We start from the raw sequence: 21,209 nt of genomic DNA on the forward strand, positions 1-21,209 counted from the left end.
CCTGTGGGGTGTGGTTTCGGGGGTGGCGGGTGGTCTACCTACTCGTCGAGGTCGGCGGTGGCCCGCCGGCCGATCTCCTCACGGACAGTGACCGGATCGAGAGGGAAGCGGTTCCCTGTGGACGGCACCTTGATCCCCTCGGCGGCCAGCAGCTTGACCAGCCCGGCGCCGGTAAGGCCCTTGTAGGGCGCCCAGGTGGGGGCGAGGTTGAGCAGCAGCGGCGGGACCTTCGCGATCGAGATGACCTCGGTGCCCAGGACGGTGTCGAGGTCGTCGAGCAGGTCCCGGGCCTCCAGCTCCTGCCCGCTACCGCGGGGGGTGTCGGTGCCGGGGACGGGCAGGCCCTTGCGGTCGAGGGCGTCGAGGGCGCGTTGGATGAGGGCGGGGACGTGGTCGACGTGGATGAAGTAGGTCTGGGCCATGACGGAGCGCTCCCCGGTGAAGCCCTTGACCAGGGCGGTGCCCTTGTCGACACCGGCGATCAGCTCGGTGGCCCGGTGACCGGCCCGGTAGGCGCCTTGTCCGAGCAGGGCGTCGTTGGCGACGTGGTCCCCGACGGCGTAGGCGATCCCGTTGGAGCAGTTACGGGTCACGTCGCGGGGCATCGAGTCCTTCGTCGGCGCCTGCGTGCTCACGATCATGTGGATGCCGCGCTTACGACCCAGCTTCACGATGTCGATCAGAAGCTGGGCGATCTCCTTGCCGTACGTCTCGTGCTGGATCGCCAGGTGGGCTTCTTCGAGCAGGCAGAACAGGGGGTGCAGGCCGATGCCTTCGCTGGCCTTCTTCCGGGTGACCGCGGGGATCTTGTGGTCGACCAGGAGCTGGCCGCGGGCCTGGACCTCGGCGTAGAGCTCGCGCAGGTCCTCGAGGATCTGGCGGATCTTGTCGTCGTCGGCGCCCATGACGTAGCGGGAGCAGCGGGGCTTGAAGTACTCGAAGTCGAAGTTCGTGTCCGGCACCCAGATCCGGATCTCCGCGGTGATGTCCAGGGCCGCTCCGGCGAGCATGGTCCGGGCCGAGGAGCTCTTGCCCTGCCCCGGCTGGCCGCCGGTGATGGTGTTGCGTTCCATCAGCGGCGCGACCAGCGGGTCCCCGCGCAGGCTGCGACCGAACGGCACCCCGCGGAACACATCGACGAACCCGTCGGTCAGCAGCGGGTACGGGCCGGCGCCTTCCTTGAGCGCACCGGGGTCGGCGATCCACACATCGAGCAGGCCGGCGTCCTCACCGGTGCGTAGCCAGACCTCGTTGGTGCGCCGGTGCAGGCTGGCCGCGATCGATTCCCGCTTGGTCTGCACGGTCACATAGCTGGCGGGCAGGCCGCCGGGCAGGCGGATCAGGGCGTAGGTGCCCCGGCCGTCCTTGCGGGCCGGGACCACGTACTGCAGCGGGGCCTTCTTGAGGTAGTCGGTGATCTGCTTGATCCGCAGCGCGGCCAACGCCTGGGTGAGGGTCCGCTCGTCCACGACGATGTCGACGTCCACCTCGGTCGAGGTCGCGACCCAGCTCGGGGCGTCCGCCGCCTGCCCGGCCCGGTGGGTGAGGACCAGCCACGCCGGCACAACCCCTGCGGCGGCAAGCGGAACCAGCACCGTGGCGACGGTGACGAGCAGGCGCAGCAACCAGCCGATGAACCCCCAGTAGTCGCCCCAGCCCACCCCGACCGGGTGCACCACCCCGACCAGGATCCCGGCGGTCAGCAACACCCCGGTGACGACCAGCACCGCGGCCAGCGAGGAAACCCCAGCGGCCTTGAGGACGGCGGGCAGGTTCGCCACCCGCTGGCGGCGGGCGTCCTTCGCCGCGTGCAGCCGGTCCAGCCACGCCGCCAGCTCGGCGGCGTCCCCACGGGCGCGGGCGGCGCGGATCTGCTCCCGGATCGCCGCATGCGTCGCCGCCTCCGCCGCCCGCCGGGCCAGCACCGCATGGCCTTGCGCGGACTGCACCGCCGCCCGCCCGGCGGTGCGGGCGATCTCCTTCCCACTCACCGGCAGCGCGGGCAGCGGCACAGCACGCCGCGCGGGCGGCCCGGCTGGCTCGGGGACGACCAGGTTGCCCTGCTGGTCGATCACCTCCCCGTGCAGAGCCTCGCCCGCTTCCCCGGGAGCGTCGACGGTCGGGGTCCACGGGCCAGGCAGCACAACCCCACCAGGCTGGGAGTCGTTCGGGGTGTTCGGCTGTTCGGTCATCACTCACCTCCCGGGAAACGGGACCAGTCGGACGTAGACGCGGCAGCGGCGTCCAGCAGCCAGGACGACGCCCCCAACGGGCTGATCCCGGCACGGACCGCGGCCGCCACGTCGAGACGCTCAGCCGTGGTCACCACGACCGCGACGACCAGGCCGACCGAGCGCAGCGCCAGCACGACCAGCGCGAGCACCGTCAGGGCGAGCGCGACCCACCAGGGCAACCGGCGCAGATCCTCATGCACACCGCCGGTCATGACGCGGTCTCCGTCTTCACCAGCGACAGCGACGCCTGACCGCGCGCCGCGTGCTCGGTCAGGAGCCGCTTCGCACGGGTCTCCCCGATCTCCAGGTGCCCCGCCGCACCCCGCACCGACAGGCCCGCCGCCGCGTCCCCGAGCGCGTCGAGCACGGCGAGCAGCTCGGCGTCCGTGCGCGGCGCGGGCCGCGTCGCACGTGCGACGCGGGGCACCGCCACGCCCCGGTTCGACCGCGTCGCGGGCTGCTTCGTGGGCCGCTTCGGCGGGTGCGGCGCGGTGGCCTGTTCAGCCAGGTCAGCACCTGTTCGTGCGGGTGCTTCATCCGTACTGCCCACCACGGCCCGCGTCGCGTCCTGAGCCGCGCTGTGAGCCGGGTCCGCCGGTGCGGTGCCGGCGCCGCGCGGTGCGGCGTCGAGGGCGGCCTGCGGCGCCTCGCGCGGCACCACGTCGGGCGCCGCGTGCACGGGCAGCAGTGCCTCGCCCGGGTTGCCGGGCAACGCGGTGGGTGCGACGTCGTTGGCCGCGACAGTGCCGACCGGCGGGCGGCGCGACGCCTCGATCGCGAGCAACTCCGCGGTGACCCGATCCTGCGCGCGGGCAACCTGCCGGCGCACCGAGGCAACAGCGAGTTGCGCGCTGGCGGTGGAGATCTGCGCGTCGACCCACTGCTTGTCGTCCGCGGTCAGTTCGGGGCGGGTGGCGTGCCCGAAGGTCCACCACAGCGTCTTCGCGGCGATGCTCACCGACGCGCCGATGCACGCCACCGCGATGCCGCCGGTCTGGTAGCCGTGCAGGCCGATCGCGGTCACCGTGACCGCGAGCAGCCCCCAGCCGACTCGGTCGACGACCTTCCGCCGGTCGGGGCGGAACCGGACGATGTAGGCCATGCCCAGGGTCGCGCACCAGGCCAGGTCGAACACCCCACCGGCCAGATAAGCCGTCCAGGTCCCGTCGAGCAGGTGCGCGATCGACACGGTCGACCACGTGATTGACACGAGCGTGAGCGCCAGCACCAGGCCCACCACCGCACGCACGGCGAGGGCGTCCCAGTCCCGGGGCAGCACCGGCACCGCGACCCGGCGGGTGCGGGCGACCGGGGCGGTCACCCCGTCGACGGTGTGGGTGTCGGCGTACTCCTCGGTTTCGATCCGGTACTTCACCGCGCACCCCCCGTCTGGCTGTCGGTCGGGTGCTGGTCGTGCGGGTAGGGGGCGCGCAGCAGCTCATAGCGCGGGGAGGGCTGACGGCCCCGTGTCGTCAGGGGAGCGGGCAGGGTGCGCAGGTAACCGGCATCGACCAAGGCGGACACGACGTCCTGAACGTCGGTGACCCGACGGCACCAGCGCCGCCCGTCGTCGTTGCGGTGCAGCGGGTACACGCCGCGGTGAATCTCGCTGACGGACACGGTGTCGCCGCCGGTTAGCTGCTGGCGGTGCAACCAGCCCAGCACCACGTCCACGCGCTCCTGCTCGGGTGGCGGCGCGGGGACGTAGCCGGCTTCGGCGGCCAGTTCCTGGGTGCGACGGCGGACCTGGACGTGTGAGAGGCCCCCGGTGGCGGCCAGGCCTTGCAGGACGCGCAGCTCCAGGTCGATACGGGCGAAGTCCCGGGCGGCGTCGTCATCCCCGCTCATCGGCGGCCACCTCCCGCGCGGGGGTGTCGGGGGTGAGCAGGGCACGTAGCCCGGCGGTGAGGATGAACACCCGCCCACCGAGCTTCTTCGACGGCAACTCACCGGTCTTGACGTAGCGGTAGGCCGATGCCCGGGAGAACCCGAGCGTCTCCGCCGCACGCTCCACCGAGATCAGCGGCGGCAACCCCGCCAGCGGATCGGCGGCGGCGTCGGGGGTGGTGGTCAGGGTGGTCATCGGCCCGCACCACCCTCGGTGCCCTCGACCGCGTCACGGACGGCGCCGGCGCGCAGGGCGGCGGACTTGCCCTGACCGGGCATGCCACCGACCAGCAGCCCGGCCTCCTCGACGAGGTAGATCCAGGGGGCGACGCTCTTGCCCTGCCCGGTCCCGCCGATCAGCGCGTCGCGGAAGGCGGGCATGTCGGCGAACAGGGCGCCCATGTCGTCGTAGACGGTCAGCCCACTGGCGGCGATCTCGGCGGACGCTTCGGCCTCACCGGCCTGCCACTGCGGGGTCCAGAACCAGGCCTGATCGGGGTCGTTGTGGGTCATCGGGTGCTCCAGGGGAAGGCGAAGAGAGCCGGCCGGCAGAGACGGGACCTGCCGGCCGGCAGGCAACAAGGGAAGGGGGTGGGGTTAGCGGCGGCGCAGTGTCGTGAGGTCGTGCGCGCGGGCGATCACGGCCGGGTCGGTGAACGCGGCCCACAGGCGGACCGGCACGCCGTCGATGACCAGGTCGTCGAGGGCGAATGCCTGCTGGCCCTTGGYGGTCCAGGTGTGCACGATCGAGGCGTCGAGCGCGACGGAAGCGGCGTTGAGCCGGTCCAGGCGGGCGATCTCGGCGGGGCCGGGGTCGGCGTCCTGGGTGCTGATCTGGGCGTCGAGGTGGACGGGAAGGTTCGGGGAGAAGTCGGTGCCGATCGTCAGGACCAGCACGGCGATGCTGCGCAGCCGCTCCAGCAGGCTCACCGCGGCGTGCAGGGCGGTGATCTGCCGGCCGGTGCGGGCTGGGGCGGTGGTCAGCAGAACAGTCGGGGCACTCACAGGACGCCGCCGGTCCGGGAGCAGAGCTGGTCGTGCCCGACACCGTCGAACAGCAMGGACAGGCACTCCGAGCAGACGGTGACCTTCGTCGCGGGTGCGGCCGGCGGGGCGGTGGTGGTCATCAGTCGGTGTCGAGGGTGTCGGTCGGGACGCTGTCCTTGGTGCCGTCGTCCCAGGTGACCGTGGTGAGCTGGCGGCCGATCGGCCGGCCGTCGCGGTCGCAGGGGCCGTGCTCGGCGCCGATCGAGATCCCGCCGCCGATGTTCTGGCTACGAGCGCGACCGGTGCGGCCGGTGCCGGTGTCGCGGACCCGGCGGTCAGTGCTGGTCTTGGAGCGGGTGCGGGCCACCGTGCTCACCGCCGGCCCGTGGTCGCGGGGGCGGGGAGCAGGGCGGTGAACAGGTCCAGGACGCAGGCCTGGGCGAACGCGACCTGCCCGGCGTCGAACCGCTGCCCCTCGGGCAGGCCCGACTGGTGGGCGTCGTCCTGGTGCGGGGTGATCAGGCCCTGGGCGACGTGCACCGCGTTGGCCAGCGCCAGGGTGGTGATCGGGTCGGGGTCGGCGAGCAGGTCGGCGAAGACCTCGACCACGTGCGCCTGGGCGGTGGCGGCCGTCGCGCACGCGGCCCGCTCGTCCTCGGTCAGGTCGGGGTCGGCGGCGTCGGCCAGGCTCTGGGCGACCATGCGCCGGGCCGTGGCCAGCGCGGTGGTGAGACGGGCACGCTGGTCCGCGCCGGGCAGGGTGTCCTCGGCGGCGTAGAGCGCGTCGAGGTCGGTGCGGTCGTCGATGAGGGCGGCGAACAGCTGGATCGTGGCCAGCACGTCCGTGGCGACGGCGGCGGCCTGCGCGCGGGTGACGGCGGGCAGCGCCGGGTTGGCGGCGTCCCGACGGTGCATCGTCACCAGGTGCCGGGCCTGGTCGAGCGCTCCCTGGAAGGCCAGGTAGCCGTCCAGGGACAGGTCCGCCAGGACGGRCAGGTAGGGGTCAGGGCCGTCATCCGGGCTCGGAGCGGCGGTCAGTACAGGAAGCGTCACTAGCGCTGTCCTCCCGATCGGCCTCCCCACCGGGGTGGGGAGACGCACCAACAGACAGGTGCGGAAGGCGCCACGACGTGCACAGACGCTGTACGCTCGAAGAGCGATCACAGTCGCGTCCGGCCCGGTGTGGGTTGCCTCCCACCCGGGCCTTCTTCATGTCCAGAAGCCCCGGGGGTGCCTCGACGGGTTGCCTCCCGTCTCAGCCGTATCTCTAGTCTGCATGTCTGCATGCAGACCTGTCAAGCATAGAAACAGGTCAACCGGCAGACCTGCGTACCGCTCGATACCGTGGGCCTATGAGCAGGGCAAACGAGCCGACCGATGCGCGTCCCCTTGCGGTCCGCATCTCCGACGACATCCGGGCACGCATCGAGACCGGGGAGTATCCGGCTGGGATGCAGCTCCCCACCCTCGATGACCTGGCCACCGAGTACGGGTGCAGCCTCGCCGCGGTCCGGCCTGCCCTCGATCTGCTGCGCCAGCAAGGTCTTGTGGTGACCCGCCAAGGGCGCGGGTCATTCGTTCGGGATGTCACCCAAGGCCGCCGCCGGATCACCCGCGGACGGGCCGTGACGAGAGACCCCAGTAGGGGCTACGTCTTCCCCGCCGCTGCCCGCCCGGACGAACCATGGACAGTGCATGGACAGCCGCGGGCCGCTGTCGTTCCCATCCCCGCGGCCGTGGCTGAGATCCTAGCCGTGCCTTCTGGCGCCAATGTTCTTCGTCGCCGACGTGTGACGTCACCCGCCGGGGAGCCTCCGTTCCAGCTCGTCGACACCTGGGTACATCCCGATGCTGTCGCCGACGCCCCACAAGTCGCCGAGCCACACACCGGACCCGGTGGCTACCTGGACCGACTGGAAGAGGCTGGCCACGGTCCCCTGAGCTGGACCGAAACGATCCGCATACGAATGCCCTCCCGAGAAGAGGCGCGGCTCCTGGAAATCCCACCGACCCTGCCCGTGCTGGACCTCACGCGAGTCGGCGCATCGGCACAAACCACCCAGCCCGTCGAAGCGACCGTGTGCGTGATCCCGTCCGATCGCGTCGAGCTCGTTTCGGAGCTCGAGCGAGACTCTTCCGCGCAGTGGCCAACGGATCCTGTCGTACAGGAGTAGATGAAGGACCGTAGTGGGGCGAGCCCGTACCCGCTGGCGCAGTGTGGATGATTGCTCGCTATGCGCGACAACGGGGGACGTAGGAGGAGACCACGCCCGATCTGGCTGATAGCCGGGGGGTGACCGTGGTCGCAGGTGCGGTGGTGCGRCCCGCTGGACCCCGCACCGCGTGCGGGGAGACATGCGGGGCGGGGTCCCGCGGCTGTGGCGGGTGGCGCTGGATAAGACATGTCGGGTGGCCTGACCGTGGTTGCCTGACCGGGCTGACCTGCGACGACGGCCACCAGGCGCCCGGTCGCGCGGACACCCCGGCAGACACGACGGCAGACACCACCGTGGACACCACGGCGGACACGACGGCAGACACTGCGGTGGACACCGGCCGAACGGACCACCGCTCGTCGTCTGTCACGTGACGCTCGACGAGCGCGTCCACGACGTGTCCGACATACGGGGTCAGCCGCACGCCTCGCGCTGGGCGCGCCGCTCGACCCCGCGCCGCGCGGGGAGACAGCAGGGTGGGATCCGGCGGTTGTGGCGGGGCGACGGTGAGAAGACATGTCGGATCCGCCGGGGCAGGTTGCCCACCCGGGCTGACCTGCGACAACGGGCGCCAGGACCTCGGCGACGCGCCAAGCACGGCACCAAGCCCCGCACCAAGCACGGCCTCAAGAACGGGACCAAGCACGGCGCCAAGTGCGCTGGACACGGGTCCGGCTAGTTGTTGACGACCTGCATCTCCTGCACCGGCACGACAGCCGTGGCGGTCGCGGTCACATCCGGCAGCACCCCGCCGGTACCGCCCGACCCAGCCCAGGTCGCCGACCACGTCACCGTCGCGGTCGCGGTGAACCCCGGCGCTGGTGAGGCACGGTCGTAGCGGTGCGCGCAGCTCGTCACCTGCCGCTCGTAGGTCAGGTCCGGGTTGTACGGGGTACCGCCACCGGGGCAGGACAGTGGCGCCGAGCCGTCACCGGGATCGAAGGCGACCTGGCGGATCGTGGCGGTGACCTCCGCCCAGTTCCCGCCGGCCGCCACCCGCCTGCTCAGCGGCACCAGGCCGCCCTGGTCAGCCCAGAAGAACGTCCACAGCCCCACCAGCGTCGCGTCCGGCCCRCCGGGATGCTGCCGAGGCCGAAAGTCGAACTGCGGCACGGGAGGGGCAAGCTCGTCGAACGCCTGCTGCGCCAACTCCGCCGGGGCGGGCACGGCAGGCGCACCGCCGGCGGGATCGCCGGGGTTGGCCACCCAGACCCACCCCGGGCCGCCCTGTGGGTTCTGGGCGTCGCCGTCGCAGGTCTGGTACACGTAGCCGCCGCCCTGCCCGGTGCCGGCCCAGCCGCGGGGCGGGACGGTGCCGGAGACGGGATCGAAAGACCAGGTCTGCCGGTTCGGGCAAGGATCGACCGCCGCACGGCCGCCAGTACGAGGCTCGGTGGCCACGTCGGCGGCGGGTTTGGGCTGCGGAGCTGGAGAGGGCAGGGAACCCGGGCTACGGGTGCACACCGCCCACCCGTTGGGAGCGCGGTACGCGGTCTGCCCTTCCGGGCACAGTGTCCCCGCGGCCGCCGTTGCGGCTACGGGAAGGGCCAGGATGCCGGCGGACAAGGCCATCACGAGGACGCAAGAAAGACCGACGATCCGCGCGGCGGGACGGGTCAGCATGCGTTCTGCACGAAGACCAGCCTGCTCACAGCCCAGACCTCGCCCTTACGGACCATGTCCGCGGTGATGCACTGGCGCGGTGTCGAGCCGTCAATGACCTGCCCGGTGGCGCGGTCGGTCAGYGGCCACTTGCTCCAGTCCTGGGTATCGGTGACGCGGGCGGTGGCCTCGCCACGGTCGACCACCACCGAGTTGACGCTGAACCCCTCTTTGATCACCCGGACCCAGCCGTTGGTCCGATACGCCCTGACTGACTCCTGCGCGAAGGCGAGCGCCTGGCCTTCCGCGCGCTGGACAAGCTCGGGTAGGTCAGGGTTGCCATCGACCTGGGCGTTGATGAACGCCTGCCAGAACAGCACGTAGCCGTCGTTGACCTCGTCACCGGTCCCCGTCCTGGTGGGATCTGGCGTCGCAGTGGTCGAGGGGGCGGAGAAGCTCTGCGACGGCGCCGGTGGCAGCGGCGACGGGTCGTCCCCGTCCGACGTACAGCCRCCCACGCCGGCGCCCAGGAGCAGCGCGCACAGCAGCAGTCCCACGTGCCGTCGGCCCGCGCTCACACAGCCCCCTCGCCCATCGCCAGACGTCACCGGACGGTGACGCCCCTGTCGGTGACGCAAACGCTAGGGCTAGCCGCGTTCCGTGACAAGYGGAACAGCTCACCGCAAAGCGTGACTCGTGCATCTCGGCAGGCTGACCAGCAGCGGGTGCGGACGATGGGCGGCGGCCACAAGAGGCTAACCACCCCCGTCCCCCGAGCCCTGGCAGCCAACCGCGCCGGCACCCGTCGTGGCCCAGACCCCCCACGCTGACCTGCAGGTCCCCGACGCTGCGGGGCGACACGGGGGTGGTTAGCCCTCATGACCACCAGCGGCCCGGACACGCTGACGTCCCGGACCCCAGCGTCCCCGCGTCCCGATCTTGCTGAGGGTGCACCCTCAGCATTGCTGAGGGTTGTAAGACCAACCCTCAGCAACCAAAAACCCGTGCTGACCTGCAGGTTTAGGTGTTCTGCTGAGGGTGCTGAGGGTTGTAGGGCTCCGTGGTCTGTGCGGGAGAAGAAAAAAGATAGAAACCCCAGGGACGATCATGGTTGTAGGTCGGTAGTGGCAGGCAACGGAACCGTGAGCGTGGCCCGGCGCGGCGCGGGCGGCCGGGTCCCGAGTAGGCGAGGTTCGAGCCMGCCGTCGATCCAGGCACCCTCAGCCAGCAGCCGGACAGGCCGACTGAGGCCCCGGTCGGAGCTGACGGTGGGCACGTTGTGGGCACGGACGCTCCACACACCCCAACCGAGGACCACTGCGAGCCAACACGGAACCGGCCCCCCTGAGCTGGGAGAACGGACTGGCCGATACCGGACCGCAACCACTTACTACGTACAGTAGTTTTCTCTTAATCCGCGGGTTCGGGGTTCAAGTCCCTGGCGGCGCACCCGTAAGCCCTGGTCAGGGCGCCTTTCACAAGATCAATTATCTCGATTCTTTCGAGATCATCCCGCACTTTACGAACAGCCGTGAGCGTATTTTTCGTACCCCATCACGGTTGTCCCTTACGCGGGGTCAGTGCTGGGCCGGCGGGCCAGATCCGAGGAAGGCGGCGAGGGAAGCGCCGCCGGAAGAGCTGCTCGAGTCAGTCGCCCAGCCAGGATTCTACGGTGACAGCAAGCCCGGGGATCTCGACGGTGACCGCGGTCCACAACAGGTCCGTATCCACCGAGAAGTAGCCGTGTACGAGGTGGTTGCGCATGCCGGCGATCGCAGCCCAGGGCACCTCGGGGTGGTGTGTGCGGAAGGAGTCCGACAGCCGCGCTGCGGCTTCCCCGATTATTCCTACCCATCTGATCAGAGCAGCGGACAGAACAACGTCCTTGTCGAGTTCCTCGCGTGAGGCGGGGAGGTGCGTGCTGATCAGTTCCGCATGTTCGACGATATCGCGGAGGCGCTCATCGTCGGACCTCACAGTGCGACGGCCTCGGCCAGGACCCGCGGACGGAGCCGGGGTCGTAGCCCAGCGACTGTCGTGACGTCGACGTGGACATTGAGCGTCGCCTCGGTGTCGCTGATGAAGCCACCCAGATCGAACAGACCTCGTCCTGGAGCGAGATCGACAAGGAGGTCGACGTCGCTCGCGTCGTCTGCTTCGGCGCGGGCGACGGAGCCGAAGACACGGATGTTACTCACACCGTAGCGTCGCGCGATCGCGTAGACGTCCGCGCGACGACGACGCAGTTCGCTCATCGTCACCCTCCGGTGACGATCTACGTCTGGCGTCACGGCAACCTCCTCGAGGCGGACGACAGCTGACTGGAACGGGCTGCGAGGTCGCCTTTGCCGCTGGACAGGGTGCCGACGAACTCCGGCAACGGCCACTCGTCGCTTCCGTCCACGGTTGGGGTGCGCTCTCGGAGGAGAGCCAGGACCGGTGCCACCTGGGACTCGGGCAGCCGGTCGATCAGCCGGTGCAACTCGTCTCGCAAGGCGCCCACAGAGCACAGGATACGGCCGTGGGCGGCAGTCGACCTACTAGATCCACTGGTGGAACTCTTTGTGGACTTGGCGGATGGACGCGGGCGCCGCAGGAGATCGCGAACGACCCCGCAGCCAAGCAGCCTGGCATCAGGTCTCGACTCACGTCGGCCGGGCACCGGTGTACCCACCGCTGTACCCGAGCCGGCAGACGTCAGTGGACACCGGCGGGCACGGACCGGCGCTGAAGCCCAGGTCGCGCCGACCCGGTGCACATCGGGGACGTCCGTAGACGTCCGTGGACGGAGCTCCTGCTTCTCTTAATCCGCGGGTTCGGGGTTCAAGTCGCCGGGTAGCCCGGGGGAATCTCACCCCGGGCTACCCGGCGGTTCAAGTCCCTGGCGGCGCACCCGTAGCTACCAGCGGTTTCATCCATTTGGATGGCGCCGCTGTTTTCATTGTGGCAGCCATGCTGGCAGCCACGGGCGCGCAACGCATCAATCCCCTTCTACTTCCTTCTTCCGGTCATCGTCGCTGTCGGTAGCCGGCGCCCCGGTGCCCCACAGGGCCGCGCCCATCCGGTCGGCCGCGTCGGCCGACAGCTCCGGCGCCACATGGCTGTAGGTGCCCAGGGTCAGGCTGATCCGCGAGTGCCCCACGATCTCCATGACCACCCGCGGATGAACCCCTGCGCCAGGAGCGGGCTCGCCATCGCGTGCCGCGCGTCGTGCAGCCGAGCCGCACGCACACCGGCCTGTGACAGCAGGTCCTGCCAGGCCCAGTGGTCCGCACGGGGATCGAGCGGACGCCCGTTCGGCTGGACGAACACCAGGTCGTGTCCGTTGGCCCACTCGCCCTCAGCAGCACGACACTCGGCGCGCTGCGCGGCACGGTGAGCCCGCAGGCTCGATGGAAGCGCGACCAGCGTCATCATCTGGGGCCTCGACTTCCTCCTGACCGCGATCCGGGACGGCCACCGCCTCGCCCGCGGACCAGACTGACGTCCCTGCCCCTCCCGCGAGCTCCGCCGCGTGTCGTCGCACCGGGCGCTGCCGCTCATTGTCGCCGTCTCGGCGGCGAAGCTCAGCCCTCGGCCGGCATCCAGCGGTGCCGCCCATTGATCAACGGAAGAAGCGGTGAACCGTCCGCCCCTCCGCTCGCTACCTACCTTGTCAGACGGAGGAGGTGCGAGGAGGTGAGTGGATGGCGCGGCCCGAGCCGGGCAGTGACGAGGCCCTGTTGGGCGCGGTCGCCGCCGGCGACGCGGGCGCGCTGACCCGGCTCTACGAGCGGCATGCTGGCGCGTTGTTCGGCTACCTGTACCGGCTGGCCGGCGACCGGATGACCGCGGAGGAGATCCTCCAGGACACGATGCTGGCGGTCTGGCGGTCGGCCGCCGCCTTCGAGGGCCGCTCGAAGGCGACCACATGGCTGTTCGGGGTCGCCCGCCGCCAGGCGCACAACCGGTTACGCGGCCGGTTCGGCCCGCAGACCAGCGACGTCCCCCTGCCCGATCGGCCCGACCGGGGCCCCGGCCCCGACGAGTTGGCGATCGCGGCGGCGGGCGGCACACCAGTGGCCGCGGCCATCGACCGGTTGCCCGACCACCACCGCGATGTGATCGCCCTGGTGTTCGTGGCCGGCCTGCCGCTCGCCGACGTCGCCGAGGTGCTCGCGATCCCCGTCGGCACGGTGAAGAGCCGGCTGCATCACGCCCGGGCCGCCGTCGCCGCCGCGCTCACCGTCCAGGAGGTGTCCGAATGAACGAGATGCTCCCCGCGTACGCCGCCGGCTCGCTGCGTGGCGCGGAACGTGACCGGGTCCGCGCACACCTGGCGGGCTGCGCGCGCTGCCGCGCGGACCTCGCCGCCTGGCAGGCGATCGCGGATGCGGCGGCCCCAGGCGGTGCGGCGATTCCCGGCCGTGCGGCGATGCCGGGCGGTGCGGCTGTGCCCGGCGGTGCGGCCGTGCCGGGTGACACGCCGCCGGACGCCGCGCGGATGGTGCGGGCCGTGCTGACCCGGAGCGCGATCGAGGGAGCCGTCGACCCGCCGGGCGACGCCGTCTGGACGAGACGACTGCGGTACGCCGCCGCGCTGGTCGTGGCCGAGGCCCGGCTGATCCGGCTGGCTGTGCCCGTCGCCTCGGTGCTGGTGCTGGCGCTCGGCGTGGCCATGGTCCTTGTTCAGGCGGCGGCCGTCGCGCGGCCCGCGACCGACGCCGACGTGGTGCTCGCGCTGGTCACCCCGATCGTGGCCGCGGCCGGTGTCGCCGGCACGTACCGGTCACGGCGCGACCCGGTCGCCGAACTGGTCGCCGCCACCCCGACGGCCGGCCCGCTGTTGCTGCTGGTACGTCTCGCGCTGGTGTTCGGGTACGACCTGGTGCTCGCGGTGGCGGCCTCCGTGGTGACCGCTGCCGCGGCGGGCGGGGCGGCGAGCCTGCAGACGCTGATCGCGGCCTGGCTCGGGCCGATGGCACTGCTGTCTTCGGTCAGCCTGCTGGTCGCGGTCTGGTTCGGCCCGGACGTCGCGCTCGGCGCGGCCATCGGGCTGTGGGCGATGCGGGTGCTGGCGGGCGGCGTGTTCGCCCGCGACGACTGGCCGGCGAGGCTCATCGTGGACGTCTGGTCCACGAACTGCGCCGTCCTCACCGTGAGCGCCGTGTTCGGGATCGCCGCGGTGGTGCTGGCCGGGCGTCTCGCTCCCTGCGGCGGTGAACCGCACGGCGAGTGGCGCGCTACCCATCCGACATGAGACCACTGACGCTCTGGCGGTACGAGGCGCGCCGGGCGGGATGGGCGGCCCTGCTCGGTCCGCCGGTCGCCGTGGCGCTGGGCGTGTCGGCCGCGCTCGTCAACACGATGCCCGGCGACGCGACGAAGGCCCGCATCCTGCTCGGTGCTCTGGAGATGGCGGTGCCGCTCGCCGCCGGTGTCGGCTGCGCCTCGCTGGTCGGGCGGGATCCGGCCGTGGAGCTGCAGCTCGCCGCGCCCACGCCGTACCGCGTCACGCTGCTGCGGCGCTTGGCGGTGACGCTGGTCTGGGCCGCGATGGTCGCCGGGCTGACGGCGGCCGTGCTGATCGCGACCGGCTGGTGGGCGCGCTGGCCGGCCAACCACGGGCCGTTCGCCGGGCAGCTGACCTGGGCGGCGCCGACGGTCGGACTGGGGGCTGTGGGCTTCGTGGCGGGCGCCGTGTTCCGCAGCCCGGCGGCGGCCGGCGCGCTGGTCAGCACGGTCTGGACGTTCCAGCAGCTCTTCGCCGACCTGGCGCAGGAGCATCTGCCGGGGCGGCTGCTCTACCTGTTCGCCACGACCCGCGGCCCGGTGCCCGGCGACTGGACCGGGAACCGGCTGGCTCTGCTCGGCGCGGCGGCCACGCTCGTCGCGCTGGCCCTGGTCGTGCTGGCCCGCTCGGAACGCCTCATCGGCGAGGAGGACGAATGACCAGCCAGACCGCGCGCGCACTCGGCGCGAGCCTGAGGTACGAGTTCCGTATGCAGGTCCGCAAACCGTCGGTATGGATCGTGCCCGCGCTGACCGTCGTGCTGTTCCTGCTGATCGGCGGCAGCCTGCTGCGTGACCTGTTCGACCCCGACGAGTCATCGGACGATGCCAGGACCACTGTCGTCGGCCTGGCCGTCCAGGTGCACACGCTGCTGTCGATCGGGTATGGCTGCCTGCTCGCCGATCGGCTCGTCCGCGACGATCGGCTGCGCGTGGCGCCGATCCTGGACGCCACGCCCGCCCGGCCGAGTGCCCGGCTCGTCGGCAAGTACCTCGGTGCGGGCGCCGCGACGGCCGTACCGATCCTGGCGGTGTACTTCGGCTTCGCCGCGGCGTACGCGGTGCACACCGGCGCCCCGGACGCGCTCGGCTGGGCACTGGCCACCTGCGCCGTGGTGATCGTGCCGGGCCTGCTGTTCGTGGCCGCCTTCGCACTGGCGGTACCCCTGATCATGCCAGCGCCGCTGTTCCGCGTGTTCTTCGTCGGCTACTGGCTCTGGGGCAACGTGGTCGCGCCGGACATGATGCCGACGCTCGCGCGGACTCTCATCCACCCGCTCGGCGGCTACCCGCTCGACGCGCTGCTCGACTTCCACGGCATCGACGGCGGCGACACCTGGGCCGGCCCGGTGCCCGGCGCGACGCTGAACTTCCTGCGGCCGGACCCGACGCCGACGACCGCCTGGCTGTCCATCGCGGTGCTGCTGGCGCTCGCGGCCGTCGCGCTCGCCGGGGGCCACGCGGTGCGCGCCCGCCGAGCCTGACGCCATCCGGACGACGACGAACGGCAACGAACGATTCAGACGAATAGAGGAAACCCGATGCGGATCGAGATCTCCGGCCTGACGAAGACGTACCGGGGCGGGGTGGCCGCCCTCGACGGCCTCGACCTGGTCGTGCCCACCGGCATGTTCGGGCTGCTCGGCGCGAACGGCGCCGGCAAGACCACGCTGATGCGCATCCTCGCCGGCCTGGTGCGGCCGACGTCCGGCCGGGTCACCGTGAGCGGGCACGACATGGGCACGGGCGCGGGGCGCACCGCCGTGCAGCACGCCCTCGGATACCTGCCGCAGGACCTCGGCGTCTATCCCGATCTGACGGCACGCCAGTTCCTGGACTACGTCGCGCTGCTCAAGGGCATGGACGACCGCGCGGCACGCCGCCGGCGCGTCGGGGAGCTGCTCGAGGTGGTCGCCCTGACCGGGGACGCCGACCGCCGGCTGCGCGGCTTCTCCGGCGGGATGCGGCAACGGGTCGGCATCGCCCAGGCACTGCTCGCCGACCCGCGGCTGCTGATCGTGGACGAGCCGACCGCGGGACTCGACCCGGAGGAGCGGATCCGCTTCCGCACTCTGCTGTCCCAGTTCGCCGGCCGGCGCACCGTGCTGCTGAGCACGCACATCGTCGACGACATCGCGCAGACCTGTCGCGAGGTGGCGGTGCTCGCCAGGGGCCGGCTCATCTTCCGCGGCACGGTTGACGAGCTGACCCACCGCGCGCGGGGCCGGGTGTGGTCGATCGTCACCGACGGGCCGCCGCCGGCCGAAGGCACGGTCGTGTCCGCGCTGCCGCATGACGGCGGCATGCGGTACCGGGTCGTGGCACCCGCGGCACCGGGCCCGCAGGCGCGGCCGGTGGACCCCGCCCTCGAGGACGGGTACCTCGCGCTGACCGCACGGTGAACCGCGCCCGGCCATCGCGTGCCGCGCGGACTCGAACCCGTCGGATGTCGCCCGGCGATCGGGCAGACTTGAGAAGTGACCGACGATGATCCGTACCGCTGGCTCGAGGACGTCGCCGGGGAAGGCGCCCTCGCCTGGGTGCGGAAGCGCAACGCTGAGACGTCCGCCGAGCTCACCCAGTCCGCCGGGTTCGCCGCGCTGCGCGCGGAGATCCGCGAGGTGCTCGACTCGGATGACCAGATTCCCTACCCGGTCACGAGGGGCGGGTACCTCTACAACTTCTGGCGCGACGCGGCTCATCCGCGTGGCCTGTGGCGGCGCACCTCGCTGGCGTCGTATCGCGAGCCCGCCCCGGGCTGGGAGGTCGTGCTCGACGTCGACGCGCTCGCCGCCCGCGAGGGCGAGAACTGGGTGTGGCACGGCTCGCGGGTGCTGCGACCCGAATACCGGCTGGCTCTGGTCGAGCTGTCCCGTGGCGGCGCGGACGCCTCCGTCATCCGTGAGTTCGACCTGGTCGCCAGGTCCTTCGTGGAGGATGGCTTCTTCCTGCCCGAAGCCAAAAGCTCGGTCGGTTGGATCGATGAGGACCGGATCTATGTCGGTACCGATTTCGACGAAGGATCGTTGACCACTTCCGGCTACCCCCGCGTGATCCGGGAATGGCGGCGCGGCACTCYGCTCGACGATGCCGTCACAGTCTTCGAGGGCGAGGTGGATGACGTCTCGGTCGACGCCTACCACGACCCGACCGAGGGTTTCGTGCGCGACTTCGTCGACCGAAGCATCGACTTCTACCACACCGAGATGTTCCTGCGTATCCCGACGGGGCTGGTCCGCATCGACGTCCCGGACGACGCGCACACCTCGGTTCACCGGGAGTGGCTGCTCATCACCACCCGGTCGGAGTGGGTTGTCGACGAGAAGGTCTATCCGGCGGGCGCCCTGCTCGCCGCCGACTTCGAAGCATTTCTCGCCGGACGACGAGAGCTCGAGCTCCTCTTCGAGCCGGACAAGAACACCTCGCTCGCGTACCACGCGTGGACTCGCAATCATCTCATCGTCGCCACTTTGCGGGACGTGAAAAGCCAGTTCACCGTGCTCACGCCGACGGCCTCGGGCTGGACGAGGGCGCCGCTGGCCGACCTCCCGGACACCGGCTCCGCCTACATCAGCGACACCAACCCCGACGTCGATGACGAGTACTACCTCGGTGCCAGCGGCTACACCCAGCCAGCGACCTTGTACCGCGGCGAGATCGGCGTGGAACCCGAGATCCTCAAGCAGGCCCCGGCGTTCTTCCCGACCGATGGTCGCACCGTCAGCCAGTATTTCGCCGTGTCCGACGACGGTACCCGCGTCCCCTATTTCGTCGTCGGTACCGGAGAACCCGGGCCGACGCTGCTCTACGGGTACGGCGGTTTCGAGGTCTCGCTCACCCCCAGCTACAGCGGTACTGTCGGCCGGGCCTGGCTGGCGCGCGGCGGCACCTATGTCGTCGCCAACATCCGCGGTGGCGGCGAATACGGCCCGGACTGGCATCAGTCAGCCATCCGCGAGAACCGGCTGCGTGCCTACGAGGATTTCGCCGCCGTGGCCGGCGACCTCGTCGGCCGGGGGATCACGACGCCGGCCCAGCTCGGCATCGAGGGCGGTTCCAACGGCGGGCTGCTCATGGGCGTCATGCTCACCCGCTACCCGGAGCTGTTCGGAGCCGTCGTCTGCTCGGTGCCGCTGCTTGACATGCGCCGCTACCACCAGCTGCTGGCCGGAGCCTCGTGGATGGCCGAGTACGGCGACCCCGACGATCCGGCCGACTGGGCGTTCATCAAGGAATACTCGCCGTACCAAAATGTCCGGCCCGGCCGTCGCTACCCGCCGACGTTCATCACCACGTCAACCCGCGACGACCGCGTCCACCCCGGGCACGCCCGCAAGATGGTCGCGCGGCTGCGCGAACTCGGCTACGACGTCCGCTACTACGAGAACATCGAAGGCGGTCACAGCGGCGCCGCCGACAACGAGCAGCTTGCCCACAAATCAGCCCTGATCTACGAGTTCCTCTGGCGTACCCTCGGCACCGGCCCCGCGGCCGGCGAATAGCGCCGGCGGCCCTGCGGAGAGGGGCGCCGGCGCTCACCCACGGACCGGTGTCGACGGGGGCCTTCCGCCGCTTCTCCGCACCCGGCAAGATCCTCACGGTGCTCGGGGACAGCGGTTGGTCGGCCTCGGGCCTGTTCAGCGGCGAGGTCGATGCCGTCCTCGCCGACCCGACCGGATGGGTCGAGCACAGCGGCGTCACCTGGACGTCCGTGGGGTCAAGGACCTGACAGCCAGCGCCAGACCCGAGTATCTGTTTGCCAAATCAGCAAACAAATTTGGTGGCTGGGCACGTCCTGGGCAAGAGTGGCCCAATGATCGACGACCTCGCGACAGGCTCACCCGCGTCCGACACCCGCTCTGCTCTCGACGGATACGTCGGAGACCCGGCAGTGCAGGCGGAGTGGGACAAGCGGTACTCCGAACGAGAGCAGCTGTGGAGCGGCCAGCCCAATGGCGCGCTCGTGGCCGAGGTCGCCGCGCTCACGCCCGGGCGGGTGCTCGACGTCGGCTGCGGCGAGGGCGCGGACGCAGTCTGGCTCGCGCGCGGCGGCTGGGACGTGACCGCGCTCGAGGTCTCCGGCCTGGCACTGGAGCGGGCGGCCGGGCACGCGCGGGACGCCGGCGTCGCCGTCCGATGGGTCCACGCCGAACTGACCGAGGCCGCTCTCCCGCCGGCGTCCTTCGACCTGGTCTCCGCGCAGTACCCGGCCCTGCTACGCACCCCTGACGCCGCGGCCGAACGAGCACTGCTCGCCGCCGTCGCCCCCGGCGGCCTGCTCCTGCTCGTGCACCACGCGGGAATGGACACCCATCCGGTGCACGACAGCGGATTCGACCCGGCCGACTACGTCTGGCCCGCGATGGTCGCCGCACTGCTCGACGACGACTGGGAGGTGGAGCTCAACGAGCAGCGGCCACGCGTCGCACCCGACAGCGGAGCCGGCGCACACCACGTCGACGACCTGGTACTACGCGCACGCCGGCTACGCTGAGCCCCCACGTTCATCGGCCGTTCCCGTTTATCAGCCGCGAGCTCCAGCACTATCTCCCCGTCTCCGGAAGCGATCAAATCCACCGGGAGAAATTCGACCGAACGTTTCAAATATTCAGCCGGAAACGCCCAGAGTTAATTTTTATGCCGTTGGTACCGCAGCGAAAGTGATCTTTGTGCGGCTACTGCCACTCTGGCCGCTGCTTGGGCGGGTGCTGGACCCAGCAGGAACGACCGGACGAGGCCAATTCCGCTCTGATCGGTTTTCTCCGCGACCTACGGCGATCCGGACCCTTTTCGTGTCTTCGCCGTGAGGCGTATGTTCCGCCGTTTCGGACCCCGGAGATGCGAGGACACTCGCGCGCCGCGATGCTGTGGTGCACGGCCCGGTCGGCGGCCAGCCGGACGGGCGGGAATACCGCGGTCGGAGGGGAGTTATGCCCGGGAGCCCACGCGCGCCCGGTGACCGGCGCACATCTTGACCATCCGGCGGATCCATCGGATCCGTCGCGGACCGGCTGCGGCGACGGTTCGGGCATCTGGCGGAAAAGGCCCGGCCGATCCGGGCACGGCTCCGGAACGCCGCGGTGGAGGATCTGACATCCAGATTGCGGCAGGGCGATCTGATCAACAGTTCGATGAGTCTCGCCGCGCTCATTCTGATGATGTTCTTCCCCTTTATTATCGCGTTGGCGGCGTTGTCGCCGCTGCGCCCCGGAGGCGCGGCAGAAATAATCATCAGGCGGATGGGCCTGAACCAGGATGCCGCGGAGGCCGTCGAACGGCTGTTCACGCCGCAGGACGGAACGGTCCACAGCGGCTGGACGGTGGTGGGCGCGCTCTGGCTGATTCTCGGCGGCCTCACCCTGGCCGCGACCGTGCAGTCCGTGTATGTCCAGGTTTTCAGGGTCCAGCCGCTCGGGCTTCGGGGCATCCCGGCCCAGGTCGTCTGGCTCTGCGAGCTCATCGTCTTTCTCGCCGGCGCCACCGGTGCCGGGGCACTGCTCACCAGCACCACTACCGGCCAGATCTGCTACGGCCTGCTCAGTACCACGGGTATGTTGTTCCTTCTCTGGATCGGCATCAGGGTCCTCACCCTCGGACGGCTCGGGTGGCGCGAGGCCTGGCCGGCCGCCGCGTTCACGACGGTCGGGCTGACCGGCCTTGGCGTGGTGAGCAGGTTTACTTTCTCCGCGTCCATCGTCACGAACGAGCGGAGCTACGGGAGCATCGGCGTCGTTTTCGCGATCCTTTCCTGGCTGATCGGTTTTGGCGTTGTTCTCACCGGAGGGGCGATCGTCGGAATGTGGTACAACGAGACGCGCAAAGCAGCCGCTCGTGCCAAGGTGGAAATGCGGGCCAAAAAGGGAACCGGCGATGCGGCCGGATGCGGAGATCCCGATGCCACCAGGCGTCGGCCCGGGCGCGAACGGCGCGGCACGACTCCCAGCGGCCCGGCGCAATGATTGGATGCGCGGCATGGTGGCGGCCCACCCGCGACGAGGCGGACGTAGGTGAG

25 protein-coding genes are annotated in these 21,209 nt (G+C 70.9%); 10 read left to right on the top strand and 15 right to left on the bottom strand.

The features are described 5' to 3' along the window. Positions 1 to 38: 38 nt before the first annotated feature. From BBK14_RS09400 to BBK14_RS09440, 10 genes are all read right to left on the bottom strand, one after another. Positions 39 to 2,192 carry a cell division protein FtsK gene (locus BBK14_RS09400; protein ID WP_071061070.1) on the bottom strand — a complete coding sequence of 718 codons (2,154 nt, stop codon included), beginning with the start codon at positions 2,190 to 2,192 and terminating at the stop codon, positions 39 to 41. After that, on the bottom strand, positions 2,192 to 2,446 hold the full coding sequence (locus BBK14_RS36820; RefSeq protein ID WP_071061072.1) for a hypothetical protein: 255 nt from the start codon (positions 2,444 to 2,446) through the stop codon (positions 2,192 to 2,194). The genes BBK14_RS09400 and BBK14_RS36820 overlap by 1 nt, the downstream gene beginning before the upstream one ends. Next, the gene (locus BBK14_RS38790; RefSeq protein WP_071061074.1) at positions 2,443 to 3,609 is read right to left on the bottom strand and encodes a hypothetical protein; all 1,167 of its coding nucleotides are present in this window, start codon (positions 3,607 to 3,609) and stop codon (positions 2,443 to 2,445) included. Before BBK14_RS38790 ends, BBK14_RS36820 begins: the two co-directional genes overlap by 4 nt. After that, complete coding sequence (locus BBK14_RS09415) at positions 3,606 to 4,082, bottom strand: hypothetical protein (RefSeq protein ID WP_071061076.1); 477 nt, start codon at positions 4,080 to 4,082, stop codon at positions 3,606 to 3,608. Before BBK14_RS09415 ends, BBK14_RS38790 begins: the two co-directional genes overlap by 4 nt. Next, a complete protein-coding gene (locus tag BBK14_RS09420; protein WP_071061078.1) occupies positions 4,069 to 4,317 on the bottom strand; it encodes a helix-turn-helix domain-containing protein in 249 nt (82 codons plus the stop codon). Before BBK14_RS09420 ends, BBK14_RS09415 begins: the two co-directional genes overlap by 14 nt. Continuing rightward, positions 4,314 to 4,634, bottom strand: coding sequence for a hypothetical protein (locus BBK14_RS09425; RefSeq protein ID WP_071061080.1), 321 nt, complete (start codon positions 4,632 to 4,634; stop codon positions 4,314 to 4,316). Before BBK14_RS09425 ends, BBK14_RS09420 begins: the two co-directional genes overlap by 4 nt. Positions 4,635 to 4,718: 84 nt before the next feature. Next, on the bottom strand, positions 4,719 to 5,126 hold the full coding sequence (locus BBK14_RS09430) for a hypothetical protein (RefSeq protein ID WP_071061083.1): 408 nt from the start codon (positions 5,124 to 5,126) through the stop codon (positions 4,719 to 4,721). Further along, complete coding sequence (locus tag BBK14_RS41235) at positions 5,123 to 5,248, bottom strand: hypothetical protein (RefSeq protein ID WP_275078466.1); 126 nt, start codon at positions 5,246 to 5,248, stop codon at positions 5,123 to 5,125. Before BBK14_RS41235 ends, BBK14_RS09430 begins: the two co-directional genes overlap by 4 nt. Next, positions 5,248 to 5,484 (bottom strand): hypothetical protein, encoded by a 237-nt coding sequence (locus BBK14_RS09435; protein ID WP_071061085.1) that lies wholly within the window; start codon positions 5,482 to 5,484, stop codon positions 5,248 to 5,250. Before BBK14_RS09435 ends, BBK14_RS41235 begins: the two co-directional genes overlap by 1 nt. Beyond that, entirely contained in the window at positions 5,481 to 6,161 is a 681-nt protein-coding gene (locus BBK14_RS09440; RefSeq protein WP_071061087.1) for a hypothetical protein, read from the bottom strand. The genes BBK14_RS09435 and BBK14_RS09440 overlap by 4 nt, the downstream gene beginning before the upstream one ends. Positions 6,162 to 6,460: 299 nt before the next feature. Between BBK14_RS09440 and BBK14_RS42085 the strand changes: the two genes are divergently transcribed. After that, positions 6,461 to 7,282: a GntR family transcriptional regulator gene (locus tag BBK14_RS42085; protein WP_083390826.1), complete on the top strand. Its 822-nt coding sequence runs from the start codon at positions 6,461 to 6,463 to the stop codon at positions 7,280 to 7,282. 717 nt (positions 7,283 to 7,999) lie between these two features. Here the strand turns inward: BBK14_RS42085 and BBK14_RS09450 are convergent. The 5 genes from BBK14_RS09450 to BBK14_RS39850 all read right to left on the bottom strand — a co-directional run bounded on the left by BBK14_RS09450 (position 8,000) and on the right by BBK14_RS39850 (position 12,077). Next, entirely contained in the window at positions 8,000 to 8,947 is a 948-nt protein-coding gene (locus tag BBK14_RS09450; RefSeq protein ID WP_131802205.1) for a hypothetical protein, read from the bottom strand. After that, positions 8,941 to 9,504 (bottom strand): xylanase, encoded by a 564-nt coding sequence (locus BBK14_RS09455; RefSeq protein ID WP_131802206.1) that lies wholly within the window; start codon positions 9,502 to 9,504, stop codon positions 8,941 to 8,943. Before BBK14_RS09455 ends, BBK14_RS09450 begins: the two co-directional genes overlap by 7 nt. Before the next feature lie 1,069 nt (positions 9,505 to 10,573). After that, entirely contained in the window at positions 10,574 to 10,903 is a 330-nt protein-coding gene (locus tag BBK14_RS09460; protein WP_071061093.1) for a HepT-like ribonuclease domain-containing protein, read from the bottom strand. Next, positions 10,900 to 11,181 (bottom strand): nucleotidyltransferase family protein, encoded by a 282-nt coding sequence (locus tag BBK14_RS09465; protein WP_112105947.1) that lies wholly within the window; start codon positions 11,179 to 11,181, stop codon positions 10,900 to 10,902. Before BBK14_RS09465 ends, BBK14_RS09460 begins: the two co-directional genes overlap by 4 nt. Positions 11,182 to 11,906: 725 nt before the next feature. Continuing rightward, entirely contained in the window at positions 11,907 to 12,077 is a 171-nt protein-coding gene (locus BBK14_RS39850) for a hypothetical protein (protein ID WP_241831337.1), read from the bottom strand. A gap of 535 nt (positions 12,078 to 12,612) precedes the next feature. Here BBK14_RS39850 and BBK14_RS09475 point away from each other — a divergent pair. The 9 genes from BBK14_RS09475 to BBK14_RS09515 all read left to right on the top strand — a co-directional run bounded on the left by BBK14_RS09475 (position 12,613) and on the right by BBK14_RS09515 (position 21,156). After that, a complete protein-coding gene (locus BBK14_RS09475; protein WP_071061099.1) occupies positions 12,613 to 13,173 on the top strand; it encodes an RNA polymerase sigma factor in 561 nt (186 codons plus the stop codon). Next, positions 13,170 to 14,165 carry a zf-HC2 domain-containing protein gene (locus BBK14_RS09480; protein ID WP_071061101.1) on the top strand — a complete coding sequence of 332 codons (996 nt, stop codon included), beginning with the start codon at positions 13,170 to 13,172 and terminating at the stop codon, positions 14,163 to 14,165. Before BBK14_RS09475 ends, BBK14_RS09480 begins: the two co-directional genes overlap by 4 nt. Beyond that, on the top strand, positions 14,162 to 14,857 hold the full coding sequence (locus BBK14_RS09485; protein ID WP_131802207.1) for a hypothetical protein: 696 nt from the start codon (positions 14,162 to 14,164) through the stop codon (positions 14,855 to 14,857). Before BBK14_RS09480 ends, BBK14_RS09485 begins: the two co-directional genes overlap by 4 nt. After that, on the top strand, positions 14,854 to 15,681 hold the full coding sequence (locus BBK14_RS09490; protein WP_071061105.1) for a hypothetical protein: 828 nt from the start codon (positions 14,854 to 14,856) through the stop codon (positions 15,679 to 15,681). Before BBK14_RS09485 ends, BBK14_RS09490 begins: the two co-directional genes overlap by 4 nt. 57 nt (positions 15,682 to 15,738) lie before the next feature. Beyond that, the gene (locus BBK14_RS09495; protein WP_071061108.1) at positions 15,739 to 16,599 is read left to right on the top strand and encodes an ABC transporter ATP-binding protein; all 861 of its coding nucleotides are present in this window, start codon (positions 15,739 to 15,741) and stop codon (positions 16,597 to 16,599) included. A gap of 75 nt (positions 16,600 to 16,674) precedes the next feature. Further along, positions 16,675 to 18,699, top strand: a complete 2,025-nt coding sequence (locus BBK14_RS09500; RefSeq protein ID WP_071061110.1) for a prolyl oligopeptidase family serine peptidase — start codon at positions 16,675 to 16,677, stop codon at positions 18,697 to 18,699. Between the two features lie 47 nt (positions 18,700 to 18,746). Continuing rightward, entirely contained in the window at positions 18,747 to 18,926 is a 180-nt protein-coding gene (locus BBK14_RS09505) for a hypothetical protein (RefSeq protein WP_071061112.1), read from the top strand. Between the two features lie 84 nt (positions 18,927 to 19,010). Beyond that, a complete protein-coding gene (locus BBK14_RS09510; RefSeq protein ID WP_071061114.1) occupies positions 19,011 to 19,691 on the top strand; it encodes a class I SAM-dependent methyltransferase in 681 nt (226 codons plus the stop codon). A 586-nt stretch (positions 19,692 to 20,277) separates the two neighbouring features. Beyond that, positions 20,278 to 21,156, top strand: a complete 879-nt coding sequence (locus BBK14_RS09515) for a YhjD/YihY/BrkB family envelope integrity protein (protein WP_241831339.1) — start codon at positions 20,278 to 20,280, stop codon at positions 21,154 to 21,156. The last annotated feature ends 53 nt before the right edge of the window (positions 21,157 to 21,209 follow it).

Origin of the sequence: Parafrankia soli (assembly GCF_001854695.1) — a bacterium.
Taxonomy (GTDB): Bacteria; Actinomycetota; Actinomycetes; order Frankiales; family Frankiaceae; genus Parafrankia; species Parafrankia soli.